The organism is Halomonas sp. MMH1-48 (assembly GCF_022348105.1).
Classification (GTDB): domain Bacteria; phylum Pseudomonadota; class Gammaproteobacteria; order Pseudomonadales; family Halomonadaceae; genus Vreelandella; species Vreelandella piezotolerans.
Genome location: NZ_JAKRFL010000007.1, coordinates 99854 through 125508, shown reverse-complemented (window position 1 = coordinate 125508; position 25655 = coordinate 99854). Strand labels below are relative to the sequence as shown.

At 57.0% G+C, this 25655-nt stretch carries 32 protein-coding genes; all 32 read right to left on the bottom strand.

Going from position 1 to position 25655, the window contains the following annotated elements:
• Nucleotides 1-57: 57 nt before the first annotated feature.
• The 32 genes from rpsD to rpoB all read right to left on the bottom strand — a co-directional run bounded on the left by rpsD (nucleotide 58) and on the right by rpoB (nucleotide 25443).
• Complete coding sequence (gene rpsD, locus MHM37_RS08910) at nucleotides 58-678, bottom strand: 30S ribosomal protein S4 (protein ID WP_044628820.1); 621 nt, start codon at nucleotides 676-678, stop codon at nucleotides 58-60.
• A gap of 12 nt (nucleotides 679-690) precedes the next feature.
• Nucleotides 691-1077 carry a 30S ribosomal protein S11 gene (gene rpsK, locus MHM37_RS08905; RefSeq protein ID WP_009099028.1) on the bottom strand — a complete coding sequence of 129 codons (387 nt, stop codon included), beginning with the start codon at nucleotides 1075-1077 and terminating at the stop codon, nucleotides 691-693.
• A 52-nt stretch (nucleotides 1078-1129) separates the two neighbouring features.
• A complete protein-coding gene (rpsM, locus tag MHM37_RS08900; protein ID WP_062363022.1) occupies nucleotides 1130-1486 on the bottom strand; it encodes a 30S ribosomal protein S13 in 357 nt (118 codons plus the stop codon).
• Nucleotides 1487-1607: 121 nt separating this feature from the next.
• Nucleotides 1608-1721, bottom strand: coding sequence for a 50S ribosomal protein L36 (rpmJ, locus tag MHM37_RS08895; protein ID WP_009099023.1), 114 nt, complete (start codon nucleotides 1719-1721; stop codon nucleotides 1608-1610).
• 28 nt (nucleotides 1722-1749) lie between these two features.
• Complete coding sequence (gene secY, locus MHM37_RS08890) at nucleotides 1750-3081, bottom strand: preprotein translocase subunit SecY (RefSeq protein ID WP_054640906.1); 1332 nt, start codon at nucleotides 3079-3081, stop codon at nucleotides 1750-1752.
• Complete coding sequence (gene rplO / locus MHM37_RS08885) at nucleotides 3082-3516, bottom strand: 50S ribosomal protein L15 (RefSeq protein WP_089674586.1); 435 nt, start codon at nucleotides 3514-3516, stop codon at nucleotides 3082-3084. It abuts the gene before it with no gap.
• A 3-nt stretch (nucleotides 3517-3519) separates the two neighbouring features.
• Nucleotides 3520-3702: a 50S ribosomal protein L30 gene (gene rpmD / locus MHM37_RS08880; protein WP_139527875.1), complete on the bottom strand. Its 183-nt coding sequence runs from the start codon at nucleotides 3700-3702 to the stop codon at nucleotides 3520-3522.
• Between the two features lie 6 nt (nucleotides 3703-3708).
• Nucleotides 3709-4209 (bottom strand): 30S ribosomal protein S5, encoded by a 501-nt coding sequence (gene rpsE, locus MHM37_RS08875; protein ID WP_044628824.1) that lies wholly within the window; start codon nucleotides 4207-4209, stop codon nucleotides 3709-3711.
• An 11-nt stretch (nucleotides 4210-4220) separates the two neighbouring features.
• Nucleotides 4221-4571 carry a 50S ribosomal protein L18 gene (gene rplR / locus MHM37_RS08870; RefSeq protein ID WP_139527874.1) on the bottom strand — a complete coding sequence of 117 codons (351 nt, stop codon included), beginning with the start codon at nucleotides 4569-4571 and terminating at the stop codon, nucleotides 4221-4223.
• 9 nt (nucleotides 4572-4580) lie between these two features.
• Nucleotides 4581-5111 (bottom strand): 50S ribosomal protein L6, encoded by a 531-nt coding sequence (gene rplF, locus MHM37_RS08865; RefSeq protein WP_139527873.1) that lies wholly within the window; start codon nucleotides 5109-5111, stop codon nucleotides 4581-4583.
• 9 nt (nucleotides 5112-5120) lie between these two features.
• Nucleotides 5121-5513: a 30S ribosomal protein S8 gene (gene rpsH, locus MHM37_RS08860; RefSeq protein ID WP_009723892.1), complete on the bottom strand. Its 393-nt coding sequence runs from the start codon at nucleotides 5511-5513 to the stop codon at nucleotides 5121-5123.
• A gap of 32 nt (nucleotides 5514-5545) precedes the next feature.
• Nucleotides 5546-5851: a 30S ribosomal protein S14 gene (gene rpsN, locus MHM37_RS08855; RefSeq protein WP_044628827.1), complete on the bottom strand. Its 306-nt coding sequence runs from the start codon at nucleotides 5849-5851 to the stop codon at nucleotides 5546-5548.
• A gap of 10 nt (nucleotides 5852-5861) precedes the next feature.
• On the bottom strand, nucleotides 5862-6401 hold the full coding sequence (rplE, locus tag MHM37_RS08850; protein ID WP_139527872.1) for a 50S ribosomal protein L5: 540 nt from the start codon (nucleotides 6399-6401) through the stop codon (nucleotides 5862-5864).
• Nucleotides 6402-6419: 18 nt separating this feature from the next.
• The gene (gene rplX / locus MHM37_RS08845; RefSeq protein WP_009723895.1) at nucleotides 6420-6734 is read right to left on the bottom strand and encodes a 50S ribosomal protein L24; all 315 of its coding nucleotides are present in this window, start codon (nucleotides 6732-6734) and stop codon (nucleotides 6420-6422) included.
• Nucleotides 6735-6748: 14 nt separating this feature from the next.
• On the bottom strand, nucleotides 6749-7120 hold the full coding sequence (rplN, locus tag MHM37_RS08840; RefSeq protein WP_009723896.1) for a 50S ribosomal protein L14: 372 nt from the start codon (nucleotides 7118-7120) through the stop codon (nucleotides 6749-6751).
• Nucleotides 7121-7170: 50 nt separating this feature from the next.
• Nucleotides 7171-7431 carry a 30S ribosomal protein S17 gene (rpsQ, locus tag MHM37_RS08835; RefSeq protein ID WP_009723897.1) on the bottom strand — a complete coding sequence of 87 codons (261 nt, stop codon included), beginning with the start codon at nucleotides 7429-7431 and terminating at the stop codon, nucleotides 7171-7173.
• A 1-nt stretch (nucleotide 7432) separates the two neighbouring features.
• Complete coding sequence (gene rpmC, locus MHM37_RS08830) at nucleotides 7433-7624, bottom strand: 50S ribosomal protein L29 (RefSeq protein ID WP_027337514.1); 192 nt, start codon at nucleotides 7622-7624, stop codon at nucleotides 7433-7435.
• Nucleotides 7624-8037 carry a 50S ribosomal protein L16 gene (gene rplP, locus MHM37_RS08825; protein WP_007112000.1) on the bottom strand — a complete coding sequence of 138 codons (414 nt, stop codon included), beginning with the start codon at nucleotides 8035-8037 and terminating at the stop codon, nucleotides 7624-7626. The genes rpmC and rplP overlap by 1 nt, the downstream gene beginning before the upstream one ends.
• 15 nt (nucleotides 8038-8052) lie before the next feature.
• Entirely contained in the window at nucleotides 8053-8757 is a 705-nt protein-coding gene (rpsC, locus tag MHM37_RS08820; protein ID WP_018917731.1) for a 30S ribosomal protein S3, read from the bottom strand.
• A gap of 11 nt (nucleotides 8758-8768) precedes the next feature.
• Nucleotides 8769-9101, bottom strand: coding sequence for a 50S ribosomal protein L22 (gene rplV / locus MHM37_RS08815; RefSeq protein WP_044628831.1), 333 nt, complete (start codon nucleotides 9099-9101; stop codon nucleotides 8769-8771).
• Between the two features lie 18 nt (nucleotides 9102-9119).
• The gene (gene rpsS / locus MHM37_RS08810) at nucleotides 9120-9395 is read right to left on the bottom strand and encodes a 30S ribosomal protein S19 (RefSeq protein WP_009098993.1); all 276 of its coding nucleotides are present in this window, start codon (nucleotides 9393-9395) and stop codon (nucleotides 9120-9122) included.
• Nucleotides 9396-9428: 33 nt separating this feature from the next.
• Entirely contained in the window at nucleotides 9429-10259 is an 831-nt protein-coding gene (gene rplB, locus MHM37_RS08805; protein WP_044628832.1) for a 50S ribosomal protein L2, read from the bottom strand.
• A gap of 17 nt (nucleotides 10260-10276) precedes the next feature.
• Entirely contained in the window at nucleotides 10277-10573 is a 297-nt protein-coding gene (rplW, locus tag MHM37_RS08800) for a 50S ribosomal protein L23 (protein WP_009723902.1), read from the bottom strand.
• Nucleotides 10570-11175, bottom strand: a complete 606-nt coding sequence (gene rplD / locus MHM37_RS08795) for a 50S ribosomal protein L4 (RefSeq protein ID WP_139527871.1) — start codon at nucleotides 11173-11175, stop codon at nucleotides 10570-10572. The genes rplW and rplD overlap by 4 nt, the downstream gene beginning before the upstream one ends.
• Before the next feature lie 15 nt (nucleotides 11176-11190).
• Nucleotides 11191-11829: a 50S ribosomal protein L3 gene (gene rplC / locus MHM37_RS08790; protein WP_044628835.1), complete on the bottom strand. Its 639-nt coding sequence runs from the start codon at nucleotides 11827-11829 to the stop codon at nucleotides 11191-11193.
• A 148-nt stretch (nucleotides 11830-11977) separates the two neighbouring features.
• Nucleotides 11978-12289 carry a 30S ribosomal protein S10 gene (gene rpsJ / locus MHM37_RS08785; protein ID WP_009098983.1) on the bottom strand — a complete coding sequence of 104 codons (312 nt, stop codon included), beginning with the start codon at nucleotides 12287-12289 and terminating at the stop codon, nucleotides 11978-11980.
• Nucleotides 12290-12448: 159 nt separating this feature from the next.
• Nucleotides 12449-13642, bottom strand: coding sequence for an elongation factor Tu (tuf, locus tag MHM37_RS08780; protein WP_139527870.1), 1194 nt, complete (start codon nucleotides 13640-13642; stop codon nucleotides 12449-12451).
• A gap of 29 nt (nucleotides 13643-13671) precedes the next feature.
• Nucleotides 13672-15795, bottom strand: a complete 2124-nt coding sequence (fusA, locus tag MHM37_RS08775) for an elongation factor G (RefSeq protein WP_239296380.1) — start codon at nucleotides 15793-15795, stop codon at nucleotides 13672-13674.
• 167 nt (nucleotides 15796-15962) lie between these two features.
• The gene (gene rpsG / locus MHM37_RS08770) at nucleotides 15963-16433 is read right to left on the bottom strand and encodes a 30S ribosomal protein S7 (RefSeq protein WP_016915771.1); all 471 of its coding nucleotides are present in this window, start codon (nucleotides 16431-16433) and stop codon (nucleotides 15963-15965) included.
• A 138-nt stretch (nucleotides 16434-16571) separates the two neighbouring features.
• Entirely contained in the window at nucleotides 16572-16946 is a 375-nt protein-coding gene (gene rpsL, locus MHM37_RS08765; RefSeq protein WP_009098973.1) for a 30S ribosomal protein S12, read from the bottom strand.
• A 195-nt stretch (nucleotides 16947-17141) separates the two neighbouring features.
• Nucleotides 17142-21356 carry a DNA-directed RNA polymerase subunit beta' gene (gene rpoC / locus MHM37_RS08760; RefSeq protein ID WP_153843238.1) on the bottom strand — a complete coding sequence of 1405 codons (4215 nt, stop codon included), beginning with the start codon at nucleotides 21354-21356 and terminating at the stop codon, nucleotides 17142-17144.
• 10 nt (nucleotides 21357-21366) lie between these two features.
• Nucleotides 21367-25443: a DNA-directed RNA polymerase subunit beta gene (gene rpoB, locus MHM37_RS08755; RefSeq protein WP_239296381.1), complete on the bottom strand. Its 4077-nt coding sequence runs from the start codon at nucleotides 25441-25443 to the stop codon at nucleotides 21367-21369.
• Nucleotides 25444-25655: the final 212 nt, after the last annotated feature.

Below are 25655 nucleotides of genomic sequence, written 5' to 3'. Positions count from 1 at the left end.
CGGTTAGCTTTGCTATCCCGCCCAGGCCTCAAGAAGCAGAAACGTACATCAAACTGCTTACTTGGAGTACAGCTCGACGATCAGGTTTTCGTTGATGTCGGCAGTCAGGTCACCGCGTTCAGGCAGAGCCTTGAAAGTGCCTTCCATCTTCTTGGCGTCGATGTCAATCCAAGCGATGTCGCCACGGTTGGCCGCAATGGTCAACGCGTTTTGAATACGGGCTTGGTTCTTCGCCTTTTCACGGATAGCGACCACGTCACCGGGCTTCACTTGGTAGGAAGCAACGTTAACGGTGCGGCCATTCACGGAAATCGCCTTGTGGCTGACCAGCTGACGCGCTTCAGAGCGAGTCGAGCCGAAGCCCATGCGGTAGACGACGTTGTCCAGTCGGGATTCGAGCAGCTGCAACAATACTTCACCGGTCGCACCTTTCAGGCGAGCGGCTTCTTTGTAGTAGTTGCGGAACTGCTTTTCGAGTACGCCATACATACGGCGTACTTTCTGCTTCTCACGAAGCTGCAAGCCGTAGTCGGAAAGACGCTGACGACGCTGGCCGTGTACACCCGGGATCTGCTCGGATTTACACTTCTTCTCGAAGGGAGTCACGCCACTCTTCAAGAAGAGATCGGTGCCTTCACGACGAGACAATTTGCACTTAGGTCCAATATAACGAGCCATGAATCTGTCTCCTTAAACGCGGCGTTTCTTAGGCGGACGGCAGCCATTGTGGGGAATGGGCGTCGCGTCTACGATGCTTTGCACGCGGAAGCCGGCGGCATTCAGTGCGCGCACGGCGGATTCACGGCCGGGACCGGGGCCTTTGACCAGCACGTCTACGTTTTTCACACCATACTCGGCTGCAGCAGTCGCTGCACGTTCGCTTGCTACTTGCGCAGCGAACGGGGTGCTCTTACGAGAACCACGAAAACCCGAACCACCGGCAGTTGCCCAAGAGAGAGCATTGCCCTGGCGGTCTGTGATCGTCACGATCGTGTTGTTAAAAGAGGCATGGATATGCGCAACGGCATCCACTACCTGCTTTTTAACCTTTTTACGGTTACTACGCGGGTTAGCCATGTTGATGTCTATTCCTGTCTATACGCTGGCTCTCTATGAAAGAGCCTGCGTGTTATTTGCGGATCGGCTTACGCGGGCCCTTACGGGTACGCGCGTTAGTCTTGGTCCGCTGACCACGCAGCGGAAGACTACGACGATGACGCAGACCACGGTAGCAGCCTAAGTCCATGAGACGCTTGATGTTAAGCGTGACATCACGACGAAGGTCGCCTTCTACGGTGAACTTACCAACTTCAGAACGCAGGGTATCCAGCTCATCGCTGGACAGGTCTACGATCTTGGCAGTCGGCGCGATACCGGCAGCAGCACAAATGTGCTTAGCGCGAGTACGGCCAATCCCGAAGATATAGGTCAGCGAGATCGCCGCATGCTTGTTGTCCGGGATATTGACGCCTGCAATACGGGCCATCAGCTTACTCCGAAATTTGAGCGGCTTGCTCGTTTAATCATCTACAAAAGGCGCAACAGCATACCCCTTTATAAGCCCTAAGGCAAGGGGTATGCCGGCACCCGCTTAATACAGCCCAGGTTTAGCCCTGACGCTGTTTGTGCCGCGGTTCGATGCAAATGACGCGAACAGCGCCATTGCGACGAATGATCTTGCAGTTACGGCACATCTTCTTTACGGAAGCTCGAACTTTCATCGTTCTCTCCAATTCGCAACGGCGCGCCTCAGCGCATGATGCCGCCGCTACCGTAGCCTTTCAGGTTGGACTTCTTCATCACTGAGTCATATTGATGCGACATGAGATGCGACTGCACCTGGGCCATGAAGTCCATGATGACCACTACCACGATCAGCAGCGACGTACCGCCAAAGAAGAACGGGACGTTCCACGCTACGATCAGGAACTGGGGCATCAGGGAAACCGCAGTGATATACAAGGCACCGAACAGAGTGAGACGCGTCATCACTTTGTCGATATAGCGAGCGGTCTGCTCGCCGGGGCGAATGCCCGGCAGGAAGGCGCCTGACTTTTTCAAATTGTCAGCCACATCCTTGGGATTGAAGACCAGCGCTGTGTAAAAGAAGCAGAAGAATACCACTGCCGCCGCGAAAAGCAAGATGTAAAGCGGTTGGCCAGGGCCTAACGCTTGTGATGCACGCTGCAACCACTCCATCCCTTCGCCAGCCCCTACCCACTGACCGATCGAAGCCGGAAAGAGGAGGATGCTAGAAGCAAAGATGGCTGGAATAACACCGGCCATGTTCACCTTCAAAGGCAAGTAGCTGCTTTGGCCTGCATACATCTTATTGCCGACTTGGCGTCGCGGATAGTTCACTTTGAGGCGGCGTTGACCGCGCTCGATGAACACCACGAACGCAACGGTGGCAATACCTAGCACTGACAGCGCTAACAGCGGAAGAACATTCCAGGCCCCTTCATTGCGAGCAAGCTCGAACGCTTGCCCCACGGCACTGGGCAGCCCAGCGACGATCCCCGCGAAGATCAGCAGCGAAATACCGTTGCCAATGCCCTTCTCGGTGATCTGCTCACCTAGCCACATCATAAACACCGCGCCCGACACGAACGTGATGATCGCAGTGAAATAGAAGCTGAAGTCAGCGCTGTAAGCGATGCCTTGGCTAGCCAGACCCACGGACATGCCGGTAGCCTGGACAAGTGCCAGTATCACCGTGCCGTAGCGGGTGTACTGGCTGATCTTGCGGCGGCCAGCCTCGCCCTCTTTCTTGAGCTGTTCAAGATGAGGGGAGACCGCAGTCATGAGCTGCATGATAATCGACGCCGATATGTAGGGCATAATGCCCAAGGCGAGGACGCTCATGCGCTCCAGGGCGCCACCCGAGAACATGTTGAACATGCCTAGGATGGTGCCCTGTTGCTCCCTAAACAAGGCAGCAAGCTGGTCAGGATTGATACCGGGAACGGGAATGTGGGCACCGATACGGTACACCACGATGGCGAGGAGCACGAAGCGCAAACGCGCCCACAGTTCACTCAGACCGCTGCCCATCGCCGGCATATTTCCTGACTTGGCCATTTAGTCCTCTACCTTGCCGCCAGCGGCTTCGATCGCTTCACGGGCACCTTTGGTGACCTTGATACCACGAACGGTAACCGCCTTGTTCAGTTCGCCAGAAAGGATGATTTTCGCGTGTTGCGTTGCATCCTTCAGCACGTTGGCTTGCTTTAAGGTTTCCATGGTGACCTCGTCACCGGCAACCTTGGCAAGCTCGGCCAGGCGGACTTCTTCAGATACCAGCGATTTAGCGGACGTGAAGCCGAACTTCGGCAGACGACGCTGCAGCGGCATCTGACCGCCTTCGAAACCTGGCTTGACGCTACCGCCACTGCGAGATTTCTGACCTTTGTGGCCACGGCCACCGGTCTTACCAAGACCGGAACCGATACCACGACCAACGCGCTTTTCAGCGTGCTTGGAGCCCGGTGCCGGGCTCAGGGTATTGAGTTTCATGGATTACTCTCCCTCAACGCGCACAAGGTAGGTCACCTTGTGGATCATGCCGCGTACGGCAGGGGTGTCTTCCAGCTCAACCGTATGACCGATGCGACGCAGGCCCAGGCCCTTCATAGTAGCCTTGTGCTTGGGCAAAACGCCGATGGTGCTGCGGATCTGGGTAACCTTGATCGTTGCTGCCATGGTGCCTTACCCCGTGATCGCTTCGACAGACAGACCGCGTTTGGCGGCCACGTCTTCCGGTGCTTGCATGGAGGAGAGACCTTTGACAGTCGCCCGCACCACGTTAACCGGGTTGGTGGAACCGTAGCACTTGGCCAGTACATCGTGGACACCGGCCAGCTCTAGTACAGAGCGCATGGCGCCACCGGCGATGATACCGGTACCTTCGGAGGCTGGCTGCATGTACACCTTGGAAGCGCCGTGACGGGCTTTGACCGGGTACTGCAGCGTGTTGCCTGCAAGGTTGACCTTGACCATGTTGCGACGAGCTTGATCCATCGCTTTCTGGATTGCGACCGGCACTTCACGCGCCTTGCCACGACCGAAACCGACACGACCTTTACCATCACCAACGACGGTCAGTGCGGTGAAGCCGAAAATACGACCACCCTTGACCACCTTGGCGACGCGGTTGACCTGCACTAACTTCTCTTGCAGATCGCCGCTTTGCTGTTCGTTCTTCGCCATCGTAAAACCCTTTAGAATTCCAGGCCGCCTTCACGAGCGGCGTCGGCCAGAGCCTTGACGCGACCGTGATACTTAAAGCCAGCACGGTCGAAGGCCACCTGGGTGATGCCTGCTTCTTTAGCGCGCTCGGCAATCAGAGCACCGACCTTAGTAGCCGCGTCTGTGTTGCCGGTCGCACCCTCGCGCAGTGCCTTGTCCAGCGTAGAAGCACTGGCCAGCACTTTGCCACCATCCGGCGAGATAATCTGCGCGTAGATGTGACGCGGGGTACGGTTGACGCACAGGCGATACACGCCCAGCTCGCGGATCTTGGCGCGAGCGCGGCGGGCACGACGGAGACGAGATTCTTTCTTCGCGTTCATAACCCTGCCTTACTTCTTCTTGGCTTCTTTGCGACGCACCTGCTCGTCGGCGTACCGTACACCCTTGCCTTTATACGGCTCAGGCGGACGGAAGGCGCGGATTTCCGCGGCGCACTGACCGAGCATCTGCTTGTCCGCGCTTTTCAGCACGATCACGGTGTTTTTCGGCGTTTCCGCCGTAACACCCTTAGGCAGTTCGTAGTCGACCGGGTGCGAGAAGCCCAGTGAAAGATTGAGCGTCTGGCCCTTAGCTTGGGCACGATAACCGACGCCAACAATTTCGAGAGTTTTTGTGAAACCCTCAGATACGCCCGTGACCAGGTTCTGAACCAAGGCGCGGGTAGTACCGGCCATTGCCCAGCTCTTGGCAGACTCACTCGGGGCGAAGGTCAGCTGGCCGTCTTCTTGAGCGATCACCACGTCTTGGTGAACGGTCATAGACAGCGTGCCCTGGCCGCCTTTGGCGGTCAGCTGGCCAGCGTCGATTTTGATGTCGACACCAGCAGGCACTTTAACCGGATATTTCGCTATGCGGGACATTCCAGCCTCCTAGAATACGGTGCAGATGACTTCGCCACCGACGCCTGCTTGGCGCGCGGCACGATCGGTCATGACACCATTAGAGGTGGTGACAATCGCGATACCCAGACCATCGGCGACCTTAGGCAGGTTGTCTTTGCCTTTGTACTGGCGCAGAGACGGCTTGGAAACCCGCTGAATGTGCTCGATAACCGGCTTACCCTCAAAGTACTTGAGAGTAACGGTCAGCTCGGGTTTAACGCCTTCAGCCACCGTAAAGTCGGTAATGTAGCCTTCTTCCTTTAGCACGCGGGCCACTTCGACTTTCAGCTTGGAGGACGGCATGGTAGCCGTCTCCTTGGTGGCCATCTGCGCATTGCGGATACGGGTGAACATATCCGCCAGAGTGTCTTGCATGCTCATTTAATGTGCGCTCCTGATGATTCTACGTGGCGTTACCAGCTGGACTTCTTCAGACCAGGGACGTCGCCACGCATGGCGGCTTCACGCAGCTTGTTACGGCCGAGACCGAACTTGTTGTAAAAACCGTGCGGACGGCCAGTCACGCGGCAGCGGTTACGCTGACGCACCGGGCTTGAGTCGCGCGGCAGTTGCTGCAGCTTCAGCGTCGCCTCGAAACGATCTTCTTCAGAAGCGTTCACGTCCGAGATGATTTTCTTGAGCTCTGCGCGCTTAGCCGCATACTTCTCGACTAGCTGAGTACGCTTGAGCTCACGCTCTACCATACTTTTCTTAGCCATGATCCAACCCTTATTTCTTGAACGGGAAGTTCAGTGCAGCTAGCAGCGCACGGCCTTCCTCGTCGGTGTTGGCGGTAGTAGTGATAGTGACGTCCAGCCCCCGAACGCGATCGATCTTATCATACTCGATCTCCGGGAAGATGATCTGCTCACGCACACCCATAGAGTAATTGCCGCGACCGTCAAAAGACTTCGGGTTAAGACCACGGAAGTCACGCACGCGGGGAATCGCAATGTTTACCAGGCGGTCCAGGAAGTCCCACATACGCTCTGCGCGCAGTGTCACTTTGATACCGATCGGCCAACCTTCGCGCACCTTGAAGCCCGCGATGGACTTGCGTGCCTTGGTCACCAGCGGCTTCTGACCAGAGAGTTTCTCCAGGTCGCCGATGGCGTTGTCGATCAGCTTTTTATCACTGACCGCTTCGCCGATACCCATGTTCAGAGTCACTTTCGTGATCCGGGGTACCTGCATTACGTTGGCGTAGCTGAACTGCTCTTTGAGTTGAGCTACCACCTCGTTTTGATAACGTTCTTTCAAGTTCGCCATTTTGCTACCCGACTCGCGTTAGGCGTCGATCTGCGTCTGCGTCGACTTGTAGATACGTACCTTGGTACCGTCTTCCTTAACTTGGAAGCCGACGCGATCCGCCTTACCGGTCTCCGAATTGAAGATGGCTACGTTGGACGCGTGAATCGGAGCCTCACGCTCGACGATACCGCCCTGATTACCCGCCATGGGATTGGGCTTGGTGTGACGTTTGATCATGTTCACACCAGACACCACGAAGCGGTTTTCTAGTACCCGCTTAACGGTGCCGCGCTTGCCCTTATCCTTCCCGGCGATGACGATGACTTCATCGTCACGTTTGATCTTTTGCATATCCGCCTCGCTCCTTACAGCACTTCAGGCGCTAGGGAAATGATCTTCATGAACTTCTCGTTACGAAGTTCACGAGTTACCGGCCCGAAGATACGCGTGCCGATCGGCTGTTCGTTGGTGTTGTTCAACAAAACTGCCGCATTTCCATCGAAACGGATCAGCGAACCGTCACTACGACGGACGCCACTACGGGTGCGAACGACCACCGCTTTCAGCACTTGGCCTTTTTTGACCTTACCGCGCGGAATCGCTTCTTTCACCGTTACCTTAATGACGTCACCAACGCGGGCGTAACGACGGTGAGAACCGCCTAGCACCTTGATGCATTGCACCCGGCGCGCTCCGCTGTTGTCGGCGACATCCAGCATTGTCTGAGTCTGAATCATCGGTTTTCTCCAAACCTAATCTGACTGCACTGGTTGGACAGACGCAGGGGTTAACCTTTGGCCTGCTCGACCACCTCGACCAGCGTCCAGGCTTTCTTCTTGGAAAGCGGACGGCACTCCTGAATGGAAACCGTATCGCCTGCCTTTGCCTGGTTCGCCTCATCATGGGCGTGCAGCTTGGTGGAGCGCTTAACGTATTTTCCGTAGATCGGGTGACGCTCACGACGCTCGATCATAACGACGATGGACTTGTCCATCTTGTCGCTGACCACCTTGCCGGTCAGCGTACGTGTTTTTTTCTCTTCGGCCATCTCAATCACCTGCCTTCTCGTTGAGCACAGTCTTAACGCGGGCGATATCCCGACGGACCTGCTTGAGCAGATGAGTCTGGCTCAGTTGGCCAGTGGCCTTCTGCATGCGCAGGTTAAACTGCTCGCGGAGGAGCTCGAGGAGCTGCTCTTTGAGCTCTCCTGCGGACTTTTCACGAATTTCCTGGGCTTTCATCACATCACCGTCCGTTTCGCAAAGGTGGTGGACAGGGGCATCTTCTGGGCGGCCAGCTCGAATGCTTCACGGGCCAGCTCTTCGGACACACCTTCAATTTCGTACAGGACCCGACCCGGCTGGATCTGGGCTACCCAGTACTCAACTGAACCTTTACCCTTACCCATACGAACTTCGAGCGGCTTCTTGGAGATCGGCTTGTCCGGGAATACGCGGATCCAAATCTTACCGCCACGTTTGACGTGACGTGTGATCGCACGACGGCCAGCTTCGATCTGACGCGCAGTGATGCGGCCACGACCGGTTGCTTTGAGACCGTACTCCCCGAAGCTGATCTTGCTTCCGCGATGCGCCAGGCCACGGTTGCGGCCTTTCATCATCTTGCGGAATTTCATACGCTTGGGCTGTAACATCGACTCGCTCTCCCCTTACCTGGAACCTTTCTTCTTGGGCGCGTTGCCGGCAGGCTGCTGTTGCTTCGCCTTGGCACGTACTTCCTCGATACCGCCGAGGATTTCACCCTTGAAGATCCACACTTTGACGCCGATGACGCCGTAGGTGGTGTGAGCTTCGTAAGTGGCGTAGTCGATGTCCGCACGCAGAGTGTGCAGCGGAACGCGACCTTCGCGGTACCATTCGGTACGTGCGATTTCGGCACCACCCAGACGACCTGACAGCTGAATCTTGATGCCGCCAGCGCCAAGACGCATTGCGTTCTGTACCGCGCGCTTCATGGCACGACGGAACATGACGCGACGCTCCAGCTGACCCGCTACGTTGGCAGCGACCAGCTTGGCATCCAGCTCCGGCTTGCGAACTTCTTCGATGTTCACATGAACCGGAACACCCATCATCTCGGTCAGATCGCGACGCAGACGGTCGACATCTTCACCTTTTTTACCAATCACGATACCCGGGCGGGCAGTGTGAATGGTGATGCGGGCGTTGTTAGCCGGACGCTCGATGTGGATGCGGCTTACGGAAGCGTTTTTCAGACGCTCTTCCAGGAAGCTGCGCACTTCGAGATCGTTGTTGAGCTTATCGGCATAGGCGCCGCGCTCGGCATACCAGACAGAAGCATGGTCTTTGACGATGCCCAGTCGAATGCCTGTTGGATTGACTTTCTGACCCATCTGGTCGACTCCTACTTCTCGGCTACCTTGACGGTGATGTGGCAGGTGCGCTTCAAGATACGGTCCGCACGGCCTTTGGCGCGCGGCTTGATACGCTTGAGCGTCATGCCCTCATCGACGCAGATGGTCGAGACACGCAGCTCGTCGATGTCCATGCCGTTGTTTTCTTCCGCATTCGCGATGGCGGACTGAAGCACTTTCTTGACCAGTTTGGCAGCCTTCTTCGGGGAGAAGGTCAGCAGATCAAGCGCTTCGGCGACCGGTTTACCGCGCACCTGGTCAGCCACCAAACGGGCCTTCTGTGCGGATAAAGCAGCGCCACTCAGCTTAGCTGTGACTTCCATCTCTTAATCCTCTCTGGCTTACCGTTTGGCTTTCTTGTCCGCCGCATGCCCGCGATACGTGCGAGTGGCAGCGAATTCGCCCAGTTTGTGGCCAACCATTTCCTCGGAAACATGCACCGGGACGTGCTGGCGACCGTTATGGACAGCAATGGTGAGGCCTACCATGTTTGGCAGGATCATCGAACGACGCGACCAAGTCTTGATCGGTTTGCGGTCGTTCTTCTCCACTGCAGCCTCTACCTTCTTCAAAAGATGAAGGTCAATGAAGGGACCTTTCTTAAGTGAACGTGGCACAGCCGTTACCTCTTAATGTCTTGGCAATTTAGATCAACGTGTCTTATTACGACGACGAACGATCAGCTTGTCGGTGCGCTTGTTCTTACGCGTCTTATGACCCTTAGTCGGTACGCCCCACGGGGATACCGGGTGACGACCACCACTGGTGCGGCCTTCACCACCACCGTGCGGGTGATCCACCGGGTTCATCGCGACACCGCGAACAGTCGGACGCACACCTCTCCAGCGCTTCGCACCGGCCTTGCCAAGTTGACGCAGGCTGTGCTCGGAGTTGCTCACTTCACCCAAGGTTGCGCGGCACTCTGCCAACACTTTGCGCATTTCGCCAGAGCGAAGACGCAGGGTGGCGTAGTTACCTTCACGAGCAACCAACTGAGCGCTAGTACCGGCACTGCGAGCAATCTGCGCGCCTTTACCCGGCTTCAGTTCGATACCGTGAACGGTAGAACCCAACGGGATGTTGCGCAGCGGCAAGGCATTGCCTTTCTTGATGGGCGCGTTGACACCAGACTCCAGCACGTCACCCGCGCTGACACCTTTCGGTGCAATGATGTAACGACGCTCGCCATCGGCATACTTCAGCAGTGCAATGTGCGCACTGCGGTTCGGGTCGTGCTCCAAACGCTCAACGGTGGCCGGAATGCCATCTTTGGTGCGTTTGAAGTCGATCAACCGATAGTGATGACGGTGCCCACCGCCCACGTGGCGGGTGGTGATGCGACCGTAGTTGTTACGGCCACCGGACTTGGACTGCTTTTCCAAAAGCGGTGCATAGGCACGGCCTTTGTACAGTTCCTCACCAACGATCTTGACGACGTGGCGACGACCGGCGGATGTGGGTTTGGTCTTGACGATTGCCATTATCCGTACTCCTGCCCTTATTCGGCGCCAGAGAAGTCTTCGAGCGTTTCACCCGCAGCCAGGGTCACATACGCTTTGCGGTAACCCTTACGCAGGCCAACGCCGTGAGCAGTACGCTTAGTTTTACCCTTGACGTTCAGCACCTGAACGCTGCCGACCTTCTTGCCGAACAGTGCTTCAACGGCTTTTTTGATCTCGGGCTTGGTAGCATCGCTTGCCACCTTGAAAACGTACTGGTTGCGCTCGGCTGCCATCGCGGCCTTTTCGGTCACGTGCGGTCCAAGCAGAACCTTGAATACGCGTTCCTGGTTCATGCCAGCTTCTCCTCGAATTTACGCAGGGCGGAGACGGTGACCAGGACCTTATCAAAGGCAACCAGGCTCACCGGATCAGCTGCAGCGACATCCACCACGTCAACGTGGGGAAGGTTGCGTGCGGCCAGATAGAGCGTTTCATCGACTTCTTCAGTGACGATCAACACTTTCTCAAGGTTGAGCTCTTTCAGCTTGGCAGCGACCTGCTTGGTCTTCGGCGCTTCTACGCTGAACTCTTCAACAGCGACCAAGCGCTCTTGACGTACCAGCTCAGACAGGATGGAACGCATCGCCGCGCGGTACATTTTGCGGTTAACTTTCTGGGTGTAGTCCTGTGGACGCGCCGCGAAAGTGACACCGCCGCTGCGCCACAGCGGAGAGCGGATAGTACCGGCACGTGCACGACCGGTACCCTTCTGACGCCACGGCTTCTTACCACCACCACGTACGTCGGAACGGTTCTTTTGAGCGCGCGTGCCCTGACGGCCACCAGCCAAATAGGCGGTAACGACCTGGTGCACCAGCGCCTCGTTGAATTCTTTGCCAAAAGTGGCGTCGGCTACTTCAACGGTACCCGTGCCTGCAGCAAGATTCAGATTCATTGGTAATTATCCCCTTCAGCCAGCTTTCACGGCGCTGCGAACGATAACGTCGCTACCGGTAGCACCCGGCACTGCGCCCTTGATCAGCAGCAGGTTACGCTCGGCGTCGACACGGACGATCTCAAGGCTCTGTACGGTGCAACGGGTGTTACCCATTTGACCGGCCATTTTCTTGCCTTTGAATACACGACCCGGTGTCTGACACATGCCGATAGAACCCGGCGCGCGGTGCGACAGGGAGTTACCATGGCTGTTGTCTTGGGTACGGAAGTTCCAGCGCTTAACAGCACCCTGGAAGCCTTTACCCTTAGAGGTGCCGGTCACATCGATCATTTGACCAGCTTCGAAGAGGGATACGGTGAGTTCGCCACCCACTTCAGGAGCTTCTTCGCCTTCTGCAAGGCGGAATTCCATCAGTGAACGACCAGCCTCAACACCCGCCTTGGCAAACTGACCCGCTTGCGCTTTGGTGAGGTGCTTGGCTTTACGAGAACCTGTAGTCACCTGAACCGCTGCGTAACCGTCAGACTCAATGGTCTTGACGCGTGTTACACGGTTAGGATCAACTTCAATAACGGTCACGGGCACGGATGCGCCATCTTCGGTAAAGACACGGGTCATCCCGGCCTTTTTACCGACTAAACCGATAGTCATACTCAGTCTCCTATAGTGTACGGGGCTATCACCCGCTATGGCTGCCCTTTCCAGAGCATTCCACTAGCACATTGTGTGGCGCCTCACGGCGCGGCGGCTGCTGCTCAAACATGATCGATGAGCGCTGGGCCGCAAAGTGTCTAGTGTATTAGTCGAGCTTGATTTGCACGTCTACGCCAGCGGCGAGATCGAGCTTCATCAGCGCATCAACGGTTTTCTCGGTCGGCTCGACGATATCGAGCACACGCTTGTGAGTACGAATCTCATACTGATCACGCGCATCTTTGTTGACGTGCGGTGAAATCAGGATGGTGTAGCGCTCGCGGTTGGTCGGCAGCGGAATCGGACCACGAACCTGAGCACCAGTACGCTTAGCGGTTTCAACGATCTCCGCTGTGGACTGATCGATCAGGCGATGGTCGAACGCTTTCAACCGAATGCGAATCTTTTGGTTCTGCATTTGCCCTAAACTCCAATGGATGTCGACGGCGCGAGCCGTCTACCCACGCATTCAAAGGATGCGCATTATAGGCACGCCAACAGCACATGTCAAACATTTGCGATTGGTGCGCAGAAAAGGGGGCTCACTAGAGCCCCCTCTTATCATCAAGTAATCAGATTACTTAACGATTTTGGCCACAACGCCAGCACCAACGGTACGACCACCTTCGCGGATCGCGAAGCGCAGACCGTCGTCCATAGCGATCGGAGCGATCAGGGTAACAACCATTTTCACGTTGTCGCCCGGCATGACCATTTCAACGCCTTCCGGCAGTTCACAAGTACCGGTAACGTCAGTGGTACGGAAGTAGAACTGCGGACGGTAGCCTTTGAAGAACGGGGTGTGACGACCACCTTCTTCTTTGGACAGTACGTAGACTTCGGCTTCGAAGACAGTGTGCGGGTTGATGGTGCCCGGCTTCGCCAGTACCTGACCACGCTCAACGTCATCACGCTTAGTACCACGCAGCAGCGCACCAACGTTCTCACCTGCACGACCTTCGTCGAGCAGCTTACGGAACATTTCTACGCCAGTAACGGTGGTTTTGGTGGTGTCGCGGATACCCACGATTTCCACTTCTTCACCAGCTTTAACGATACCGCGCTCTACACGACCGGTAACAACGGTACCACGGCCAGAGATAGAGAATACGTCTTCGATCGGCATCAGGAACGGCTGGTCGATCGCACGCTCCGGCTCGGGGATGTAGTCATCCAGAGCTTTGATCAGGTTAGCTACCGCAGTAGTACCCATGCCGTTCTCGTCTTCACCGTTCAGTGCCATCAGGGCAGAACCAGTGATGATCGGCGTATCGTCACCCGGGAAGTCGTACTCGGACAGAAGTTCACGAACTTCCATTTCGACCAGCTCGAGCAGCTCTTCGTCATCGACCATGTCCGCTTTGTTCAGGAACACGACGATGAACGGAACGCCAACCTGACGAGACAGCAGGATGTGCTCACGCGTCTGCGGCATGGGGCCGTCAGCGGCAGAACATACCAGAATCGCGCCGTCCATCTGGGCAGCACCGGTGATCATGTTCTTGACGTAGTCAGCGTGTCCCGGGCAGTCAACGTGTGCGTAGTGACGCACTTCAGACTGGTATTCAACGTGAGATGTCGCGATGGTGATACCACGCTCACGCTCTTCCGGAGCGTTATCGATGGTATCGAATTCACGCCAGTCGCCGCCGAAAACCTCAGCAGACACGCGGGTCAGGGCCGCTGTCAGAGTCGTTTTACCGTGGTCGACGTGACCGATGGTGCCGACGTTGACGTGCGGTTTGGAACGTTCAAATTTTTCCTTAGCCACTGCTATAACCTCTTTACGTTAGCTAACGGTTAACCGTTTTGGTTGATGACGGCTTCAACGACGCTGGAGGGCGCCTCCTCGTACTTCGCGAACTCCATAGAGTAGCTCGCACGGCCCTGGGTCTGTGAGCGCAGATCGGTTGCGTAACCGAACATCTCACCCAGTGGCACCGTTGCACGAATGACTTTACCAGAGGAAGAGTCATCCATGCCCTGCACCAGGCCGCGACGACGGTTCAGGTCGCCCATGACGTCACCCATAAACTCTTCGGGGGTCACGACTTCGACCTTCATCACCGGCTCCAGCAGCACGGCCTTGGCCTTCCTGGCACCTTCTTTCACTGCCATAGAAGAAGCAATCTTGAACGCAGTCTCGTTAGAGTCCACGTCATGGTAGGAACCATCGAACAGCGATACTTTGACGTCGATCATCGGGTAACCCGCGATGACACCATTTTGCAGCTGCTCGAAAGCACCTTTCTCAACCGCAGGTACGTATTCCTTCGGAACCACACCACCTACGATCTCAGAGTTGAACTTGAAGAAGATCTCTTCTTCGCCTTCACCCTTCTCTTCTGCAGTCAGCGGCTCGATACGCAGCCACACGTGACCGTACTGACCACGACCACCGGACTGACGTACGAATTTACCTTCCTGCTCGACGCTGCCACGAATCGTTTCACGGTAGGCAACCTGCGGCTTACCGATGTTCGCTTCTACCTTGAACTCGCGACGCATACGGTCAACGATGATGTCCAGGTGCAGCTCGCCCATACCCGAGATGATGGTCTGGCCGGTCTCTTCGTCGGTCTTGACCTGGAAAGAGGGGTCTTCCTGAGCCAGTTTACCCAGCGCAACGCCCATCTTCTCTTGGTCGGCCTTGGATTTCGGCTCAACGGCAACCGAGATGACCGGATCCGGGAACTCCATGCGCTCGAGAATGATTTTGTTATCGATGTCGCACAGAGTGTCACCTGTAGTGACGTCCTTCAGACCGATACAAGCAGCGATGTCGCCTGCGAGTACTTCTTTGATCTCTTCGCGAGAGTTGGCGTGCATCTGAACGATACGACCAACGCGCTCTTTCTTCTGCTTCACGGAGTTGTAGACACCGTCACCAGATTTCAGAACGCCTGAGTAGACGCGAATGAAGGTCAGCGTACCAACGAAGGGGTCGGTGGCGATCTTGAACGCTAGTGCAGCGAACGGAGCGCTATCGTCTGCTTCACGAGTCGCGACGGTGCCGTCTTTGTCGTCCAGCTCACCTTCGATCGCCTTGACTTCTGTCGGCGAAGGCATGTACTCGATAACGCCGTCCAGTACCGCCTGAACACCTTTGTTCTTGAAAGCAGAACCACAGGTAACCAGAACGATCTCGTTAGCCAGCGTGCGAGCGCGCAGACCCGCCTTGATTTCAGCGACGGTTAGCTCGCCTTCTTCAAGGTACTTGTCCATCAGCTCTTCAGAGGCTTCGGCAGCCGCTTCGACCATCTGCTCGCGGTACTCTTCAGCGGTCTCTTGCAGCTCCGCCGGAATGTCCACGAGGTCGAAGTTCATGCCCAGGCTCTCTTCGTCCCACAAGATGGCTTTCATCTCGATCAGGTCGATAACGCCTTTGAAGTCTTCTTCCGTACCCCAGTTGATCTGGATCGGCACAGCGTTGGCACCCAGACGCTCTTTCAGCTGGTTGACAACCATGAAGAAGTCAGCGCCGGTACGGTCCATCTTATTGACGAATACCATACGCGGAACTTCGTATTTGTTGGCCTGACGCCATACGGTCTCGGTCTGCGGCTGAACGCCGGAGGAACCGCACAGCACGACGACCGCGCCATCGAGAACGCGCAGAGAACGCTCGACTTCGATAGTGAAGTCAACGTGCCCAGGCGTATCGATGATGTTGATGCGGTGCTCGTCGAACTGCTTACTCATGCCCTGCCAGAAACAGGTCGTTGCAGCCGAGGTGATAGTGATACCACGCTCCTGCTCCTGCTCCATCCAGTCCATGGTCGCCGCACCGTCATGCACTTCACCCACTTTGTGGGAAAGGCCGGTGTAGAACAGTACGCGCTCGGTCGTTGTGGTTTTACCCGCATCGACGTGTGCCACGATACCGATGTTGCGATAACGCTTAAGTGGAGTCTTGCGTGCCACGGTGAAACTCCCGTTAGTTGGCGATGCTCGTTAATCCAGCGGTGTACTTTTTGCTTATGCCACCGCCGCCATCGACAACGATAGCGGCGGCGTGTTGCAACATGACGAACATCTTTTCAATCACACTACAACTGGCAAAAAGCGACACAAACTTAGAAGCGCCGAGCTTAGAAACGATAGTGAGAGAAGGCCTTGTTGGCTTCTGCCATGCGGTGTACGTCTTCACGCTTCTTAACGGCAGAACCTTTACCTTCAGCGGCATCCAGCATTTCACCTGCCAGACGCTGAACCATCGTTTTTTCACCGCGACGACGCGCAGCGTCTACCAACCAGCGCATTGCCAGCGCTTGACGGCGTGACGGACGAACTTCAACCGGCACCTGATAGGTCGCACCACCTACGCGGCGAGACTTAACTTCAACCATCGGCTGGATGGTTTCCAGCGCTTTGTCGAAGATTTCCAGCGGCTCTTCTTTACTACGCTCGGCAACCTTGTCCAACGCACCGTATACGATGCGCTCAGCTACGGACTTCTTGCCGCTGACCATCAGGTGGTTCATGAACTTCGCCAGACGCTCACTTCCGAACTTGGGATCCGGCAGGATTTCGCGTTTAGCTACAACTCTTCTTCTAGGCATGACAAGCCCTCAATTAAGGATCCTTCAGGTAAACCCGGGACTCACGTCGCTCGTTGCGCCGCCCGACCTTACTCTTATCAGACCGATATATTCGTGTGAAAGGTAACGCCGCAGCCCTTGATGCTGCGATAAGACGTCTTAGGACTTCGGACGCTTAGTACCGTACTTAGAACGACCCTGCTTACGGTTCTGAACGCCAGAGGTGTCCAGGGCGCCACGAACGGTGTGATAACGCACACCGGGCAAATCCTTTACACGACCGCCACGGATCAGAACAACAGAGTGTTCTTGCAGGTTGTGACCTTCACCACCGATGTAAGAAGAGACTTCAAAACCGTTGGTCAGGCGCACACGGCAAACCTTACGCAGCGCCGAGTTCGGTTTCTTCGGGGTGGTGGTGTAAACGCGCGTACAAACGCCGCGCTTTTGCGGGCATGCCTGAAGCGCAGGCACGTCACTTTTAGTGACGGGGCGCTTGCGCGGCTTGCGCACTAGCTGATTAATCGTTGCCATGGTGTTTAGCTGACTCCAATGGTTGCCTTAGCCTTTAACAAGTACCTTCAGCGGATGCGGGCGCACCCGCCCCACTGTTAAAGGCTGCGCATTCTAAAGGCTGACCCCAGGTGGCGTCAAGTCTTGCCGACGTATTCGCCGACAAGACCCTGCTCTTTGGGCCAGCTACTCGTGTTGCTCGTTGTCTACCGTTGGTTACAGATCGTCGTCTGAATCCAGGGCGGTCAACTGAGCGCCAAGCTCCTGCTCTACCTCGGTGGCCGAGGGATTGAACAGACGCTCTACGTCTTCGCGCTTGCGACGACGCTCTGCGTGATGGGTCAGACCGGTACCTGCCGGAATCAGACGTCCAACCACCACGTTTTCTTTCAGGCCGCGCAGGTAGTCGCGCTTGCCGGTTACCGCTGCTTCGGTCAGTACGCGGGTCGTTTCCTGGAACGACGCGGCAGAGATGAACGACTCAGTGGCCAAGCTGGCCTTGGTGATACCCAGCAGCAAGCGCTGATACTTGGCCGGGAACTTGCCTTCTTTCTCCAGACGCTCGTTCTGCTCCAGCACGCGCACCAGTTCTGCCTGGTCACCGGTAATGAAGTCAGAGTCGCCGGAATCGGTGATCTCCACCTTGCGCAGCATCTGACGCACGATGACTTCAATGTGCTTGTCGTTGATGCCTACGCCCTGCAGACGATAAACGTCCTGTACTTCGGCGGTGATGTACTTGGCCAGCTCTGCGACACCCAGCAGACGCAGGATATCGTGCGGGTTGCTTGGGCCATCGGAGATCACCTCCCCCTTCTCGACCGTCTCGCCTTCGAACACGGCGATTTGACGCCATTTCGGGATCAGCGCCTCGAACGGATCGCCAGACTCAGGCGTAATCGTCAAACGACGCTTACCTTTGGTCTCTTTACCGAAGCTCACCACACCGCTGATTTCCGCCAAAATAGCGGACTCTTTGGGTTTACGTGCTTCGAACAAGTCAGCCACGCGGGGCAGACCACCGGTGATGTCCTTGTTACCCGACGCCTCGACCGGGATACGCGCAACGACCTCACCTACACCGATGGTCGCACCGTCGTCCACCGAGATGATGGAGTTACCCGGTAGCAGGTATTGAACCGGCGTATTGGAACCGGACACGGATACGTACTCACCAGCGGCATCTTTCAGCATCACCATCGGGCGCTTGTCACGACCCGCCATTGGGCGTGCGGCCGACTCGATCACTTCGATGGACGACAGACCGGTCATCTCATCGACACTGCGGTGCATGGTGACACCTTCATCGAGGTCGATGAATTGCGCCTTACCTTCCACTTCCGCAATGATCGGATGGGTGTGCGGATCCCACTTGGCTACGACAGCACCGGCATCGACCACGTCGCCATCGCGCACGGAGAGCTCGGCACCATAGGGCAGCTTGTAGTACTCACGCTCACGACCGTGATCGTCGGCAACCGCCAAGGCGCTCGAACGAGAGACCACGACCAGTTTGCCGTCGGCACGCTCAACGTGCTTGATGTTATGCAGGCGCACTTTACCGCCGTGCTTGACCTGAACGCTGTCGACCGCAGACGAACGCGATGCTGCACCACCGATGTGGAACGTACGCATGGTCAGCTGGGTACCCGGCTCACCGATCGACTGTGCGGCGATGACACCGACGGACTCACCGATGTTGACCTGGTGGCCACGGGCAAGGTCACGTCCGTAACAGGCGGAACACACGCCGTGAGCGGTATCACAGGTAATCGTGGAGCGTACGACGATTTCGTCAACGCCCATGGTGTCCAGCGAGGCACACCACTTCTCGTCGAGCAGCGTATTACGCGGAATCAGTACTTCTTCGGTACTCGGATCGACCACGTCCTGCGCGACGACACGACCCAGTACGCGCTGAGACAGCGGTACGATGATATCGCCACCCTCGATGATCGGGTGCAGCGTCAGGCCGTTTTCGGTGCCACAGTCAGTCTCGGTAATCACCAAGTCCTGAGCAACGTCTACCAGACGACGAGTCAGATAACCGGAGTTGGCCGTTTTCAGTGCCGTATCCGCCAGACCTTTACGTGCGCCGTGGGTCGAGATGAAGTACTGAAGTACGTTCAGACCTTCACGGAAGTTGGCCACGATCGGCGTTTCGATGATCGAGCCATCCGGCTTGGCCATCAGGCCACGCATACCCGCCAACTGACGGATCTGAGCGGCACTACCACGAGCACCGGAGTCGGCCATGATGAAGACGCTGTTGAACGAGTCTTGCTCGACGTCGTTACCATCACGATCAACGACCGTCTCTTTCGAGATACCCACCATCATCGCCTTGGCAACTTTATCGTTCGCCTTGGACCAGATATCGATAACTTTGTTGTACTTCTCGCCTGCGGTTACCAGGCCAGAGGAGAACTGGTCTTCGATCTCTTTGACTTCTGCTTCAGCGGCATCAACGATCTCGGTCTTGGCATCGGGGATAACGAAGTCGTTAACACCGATCGAGGCACCGGACCAGGTCGCCAGACGGAAGCCGGTGTACATCAGCTGGTCAGCGAAGATGACAGTGGGCTTCAGCCCCGCACGACGGTATACCTCGTTGATAAGGCTGGAAATCGCCTTCTTCTTCATCGGCTGATCGATCAGCGCGAACGGAACGCCTTCCGGCAGAATGCGGAACAGCAGCGCACGACCGACGGTGGTGTCGTAAAGACGGCGGTGCTCGGAGCGCTCGCCAGTCTCTTCGTCGACGTCCACTTCGTCCAGACGCACCTTGACGCGGGCATGCAGCGACACGGACTGTGTGCCGAAGGCGCGCTCTACCTCATTGAGGTCGGAGAACACCATGCCTTCGCCCTTGGCGTTGATCTTTTCGCGGGTCATGTAATACAGACCCAGAACAACGTCCTGCGACGGTACGATGATCGGCTCGCCGTTGGCCGGGGACAGCACGTTGTTGGTCGCCATCATCAGCGCGCGGGCTTCGAGCTGGGCTTCCAGCGTCAGCGGTACGTGAACCGCCATCTGGTCACCGTCGAAGTCAGCGTTGTAGGCCGCACAGACGAGCGGGTGCAGCTGAATCGCCTTACCTTCGATCAGCAGCGGCTCGAACGCCTGGATACCCAGACGGTGCAGCGTCGGCGCGCGGTTGAGCAGTACCGGGTGTTCGCGAATGACGTCGGCCAGGATGTCCCATACTTCCGGCAGCTCGCGCTCGACCATCTTCTTCGCGGCTTTGATCGTGGACGCATGGCCCAGCGACTGCAGCTTGGAGTAGATGAACGGCTTGAACAGCTCGAGCGCCATTTTCTTCGGCAGACCGCACTGGTGCAGACGCAGGGTCGGGCCCACGGTGATCACCGAACGGCCGGAGTAGTCGACGCGCTTACCCAGCAGGTTCTGACGGAAACGCCCCTGCTTACCCTTGATCATGTCGGCCAAGGATTTCAGCGGACGCTTGTTGGAACCCGTGATGGCACGGCCGCGGCGGCCGTTATCCAGCAGTGCGTCGACCGCTTCCTGCAGCATACGCTTCTCGTTACGCACGATGATGTCGGGCGCATTGAGGTCGAGCAGACGCTTCAAACGGTTGTTACGGTTGATCACACGACGGTAGAGGTCGTTGAGATCCGAGGTCGCGAAACGGCCACCGTCTAGCGGCACCAGCGGACGCAGGTCCGGCGGTAGTACGGGCAGCACTTCCATGACCATCCACGCCGGCGCATTGCCGGAGTGGTAGAACGCTTCCAGCAGCTTCAAGCGCTTGGAGAGCTTCTTGATCTTGGTTTCAGAGTTGGTCTGCGGAATCTCTTCACGCAGCGTGTTGATCTCTTCTTCCAGATCGATGTCTTTGAGCAGCTCCTGAACGGCTTCGGCCCCCATACGGGCGTCGAAGTCGTCGCCGAACTCTTCCAAGGCTTCGAAGTACTGCTCGTCGTTGAGCAGCTGACCACGCTCCAGCGTGGTCATGCCGGGGTCGATGACCACGAAGCTTTCGAAATAGAGCACGCGCTCGATATCACGCAGCGTCATATCGAGGAACATGCCGATACGCGACGGCAGGGATTTCAAAAACCAAATGTGAGCCACCGGCGATGCCAGTTCGATGTGACCCATGCGCTCACGGCGCACGGCCGCCTTGGTGACTTCGACACCACACTTCTCACAGATGATACCGCGGTGCTTCATGCGCTTATATTTGCCGCACAAGCACTCGTAGTCTTTGACCGGGCCGAAAATCTTGGCACAGAACAGACCATCCCGTTCCGGTTTAAAGGTACGGTAGTTGATGGTCTCAGGCTTCTTCACCTCGCCGAAGGACCAGGAGCGAATCATGTCCGGCGACGCCAGGGTAATCTTGATCGCGTCAAACTCTTCGGACTGAGATTGCGATTTGAGTACTTTCACCAAATCTTTCATGGGACGGCTCCTAGCTCTCTAACTCGATATCGATGCCCAGCGAGCGGATTTCCTTCACGAGTACGTTGAAGGATTCCGGCATGCCTGCCTGCATGGTGTGGTCGCCATCCACGATGTTCTTGTACATCTTGGTGCGGCCTTCGACGTCGTCCGACTTGACGGTGAGCATCTCTTGCAGCGTGTACGCGGCGCCATAGGCTTCCAGCGCCCACACTTCCATCTCACCAAAGCGCTGACCACCGAACTGCGCCTTACCACCCAGCGGCTGCTGCGTAACAAGCGAGTAAGAACCGGTAGAACGCGCGTGCATCTTGTCGTCTACCAAGTGGTTGAGCTTCAGCATGTACATGTAGCCAACGGTCACCGGGCGGTCAAACGCATCGCCGGTACGGCCATCGTACAGCGTCATTTGGCCCGACTCCGGAATGTCCGCCAGCTTCAGCAGGTGCTTGATTTCGTGCTCTTTGGCACCGTCGAACACCGGCGTGGCCATGGGCACACCGCCCTTTAGGTTCTTCGCCAGCGCGATGACTTCGTCATCGGTCAAGGAGTCGATATCCTCGACGCGAGTACCCGGCGTGTTATACACCTGACCCAGGAAGTCACGAATTTCTGCGACTTGCTGACCGCGGGCGTCGCGCAGCATGGCGTCGATTTTGACACCCAAGCCGCGTGCCGCCATACCCAGGTGGGTTTCCAGAATCTGACCGACGTTCATACGCGACGGTACACCCAGCGGGTTCAGTACCACGTCCACCGGCTCGCCCTTCTCGTCGAACGGCATGTCTTCGATGGGCATGATCGCAGAGATAACACCTTTGTTACCGTGGCGACCGGCCATCTTGTCACCGGGCTGAATACGACGCTTGACCGCCATATAGACCTTGACGATTTTCAGCACGCCCGGCGCGAGGTCATCGCCCTGGGTCAGCTTGCGCTTCTTGTCTTCGAAACGCTCGTCCATCTCTTTCCGACGGTTTTCGAGCTGTTCGTCGGCCTGGGCCAGCAGTTCGTTGTACGACTCGTCCTGCATACGCAACTTGAACCACTGCTGACGGGGCAGTTCGTCCAGGTACGCGTCGTCCAGCACGTCGCCTTTCTTCAGCTGCGGTCCACCGTTGACGGCTTGACCGGCCAGCGTACGCTTCAGACGCTCGAAGGTGGCATCTTCGGCGATGCGGTAGGTCTCTTGAAGATCCTTACGCACTTCGTCCAGCTGCATCTGCTCGATGGAGAGTGCACGGGAGTCTTTTTCGACGCCGTCACGGGTGAAGACCTGAACGTCGATGACCGTCCCTTTCATGCCGGTAGGAGCACGCAGAGAGGTATCTTTTACGTCAGACGCCTTCTCACCGAAGATGGCGCGCAGCAGCTTCTCTTCGGGCGTCAGCTGGGTTTCGCCTTTGGGCGTGACCTTACCGACCAGAATATCGCCGGGGCCGACTTCGGCACCGATGTAAACAACGCCCGCTTCGTCCAATTTACCCAGCGCCGATTCACCGACGTTGGGAATATCGGAGGTGATCTCTTCCGGCCCCAACTTGGTGTCGCGGGACACACAGGTCAGCTCCTGGATGTGGATCGTGGTGAAACGGTCTTCTTGAACCACACGCTCGGACAGGAGGATGGAGTCCTCGAAGTTGTAGCCGTTCCAGGGCATGAACGCGATACGCATGTTCTGGCCAAGCGCGAGGTCACCCATGTCGACGGACGGACCGTCGGCGAGGATGTCACCACGCGCCACGTTGTCACCAGGGCGCACGATGGGGCGCTGGTTCATGCAGGTGTTCTGGTTGGAACGGGTGTACTTGGTCAGGTTGTAGATGTCGACACCGGCTTCACCGCCGATGATCTCGTCTTCGTTGACCCGCACCACGACACGACGCGCGTCGACGGAGTCAATGACGCCGCCGCGGCGTGCCACGGCACAAACGCCGGAGTCACGGGCCACGAAGCGCTCCATGCCAGTACCTACTAGCGGCTTGTCGGCGCGCAGGGTCGGAACGGCCTGACGCTGCATGTTCGCCCCCATCAAGGCGCGGTTGGCATCATCGTGCTCGAGGAACGGGATCAGCGCGGCGGCCACGGAGACGACCTGACGCGGAGACACGTCCATCAGCGTCACCTGTTCAGGACGCATGAAGGTCGTCTCGCCACGGTGACGCACCTGCACCAAGTCATCGCTCAGCTTGCCAGACTCATCTACGGCAGCAGAGGCCTGGGCGATAACGAAATCGCCCTCCTCGATGGCAGAGAGATGCACCACGTCATCGGTCACCTGGCTATTGACGACCTTACGGTAAGGCGTCTCCAGGAAGCCGTAGCTATTGGTGTGGCTGTACGTCGCCAGCGAGTTGATCAGACCAATGTTCGGGCCTTCCGGCGTCTCGATCGGGCACAGACGGCCATAGTGCGTGGCGTGTACGTCGCGCACTTCGAAGCCTGCACGCTCACGGGTTAGACCACCCGGGCCGAGTGCCGACACACGACGCTTGTGGGTCACCTCGGAGAGCGGGTTGTTCTGGTCCATGAACTGAGACAGCTGACTGGAGCCGAAGAACTCTTTCACCGCCGCCGCAACCGGCTTGGCGTTGATCAGGTCTTGCGGCATCAGGCCTTCGCTTTCCGCCATGGAAAGGCGCTCTTTCACCGCACGCTCGACGCGCACCAGACCGACGCGGAACTGGTTCTCGGCCATTTCGCCCACGCAGCGAATACGACGGTTACCCAGGTGATCGATATCGTCCACGTCGCCGAAGCCGTTACGGATATTGATCAGCTCACGCAGGACATCGAGGATGTCTTTACGATCCAATACGCCAGAGCCCGTGTCGGATTCACGGCGCAGGCGACGGTTGAACTTCATCCGGCCAACGCCCGACAGGTCGTAGCGGTCTTCGGTGAAGAACAGGTTGTGGAACAGCGTCTCGGCAGCCTCTTTGGTGGGCGGCTCGCCGGGGCGCATCATGCGGTAAATCTCGACCAGCGCTTCCAACTGAGAGCCGGTGGTATCCAGCTTCAGAGTGTCGGAAATGAACGAACCGCAGTCGAGGTCGTTGGTGTAGAGGGTTTCGATATGCGTGATACCGCCCTGCGCCATACGCTCGAGGACTTCCGGAGTGATTTCCGTGTTACACGGGCAGATCAGCTCACCGGTTTTGGTATCGATTTGGTCTTTGGCCAGCGTTTTGCCGAACAGGTACTCCATCGGCACTTCCAGACGCTCAAGGCCGGCTTTTTCAAGCTGACGAATGTGCTTCTGAATGATCCGACGGCCCTCTTCGACGATGACGCCGCCTTCGCCATCTTTGATGTCGAACGTGGCCGTTTCACCGCGCAGACGTGACGGTACCAGCTCCACCGAGAAACCGCTCTTCTCGATGTGGAACTTGCTGGTTTCGAAGAATTCGTCGAGGATCTCTTCGGTGCTCATGCCCAGCGCACGCATCAATACCGAGGCCGGCAGTTTGCGGCGGCGGTCGATACGTACGAAGACGTTGTCTTTCGGGTCGAACTCGAAGTCGAGCCAAGAGCCACGGTAAGGAATCACGCGAGCAGAGTAGAGCAACTTCCCTGAGGAGTGGCTCTTGCCTTTGTCGTGATCGAAGAACACACCGGGCGAACGGTGGAGCTGAGAAACGATAACCCGCTCAGTACCGTTGATGACGAAGGTACCGTTCTCGGTCATCAGGGGGATCTCCCCCATGTAGACTTCCTGCTCTTTGATGTCTTTGATGGCCTTGTTCGAAGAGTCGCGATCGTAGATGATCAAGCGAACCTTGACACGCAGCGGAGCGGAATAGGTCACGCCACGCAGCTGACACTCTTTGACATCGAACGCTGGCGTACCGAAACGGTAGCTCACGTACTCCAGGGCCGCATTGCCTGAGAAGCTCTCGATCGGGAACACGGACTTGAACGCCGCGTGCAGGCCAACCTCGTGGCGCTCGTCGGGCGAACGATCCTGCTGGAGAAAGTCGTAGTAGGAATCAAGCTGGATGGCCAGCAAGTAAGGCACATCCATCACTTGGGGCAGTTTGCCGAAATCCTTGCGGATGCGTTTTTTCTCAGTATATGAGTAAGCCATCTGTATTCCCCAGCTTGTTCACCATGGGTGACCGATGCGTGGTCATCTGCCCCGCGGGCGTTTCAGACGCAGACAGCAAGCTCCTAAATCGGTAGCTCGCCGTCAAAAATCTTGATAGATAACAGTGTTACAGTAGTGCTGTTCGCGCTTTGCTGTCGCTTGCCAACATCACTCGCGCTTCACAACTGACGCGTCACAACAACGTACGCTTC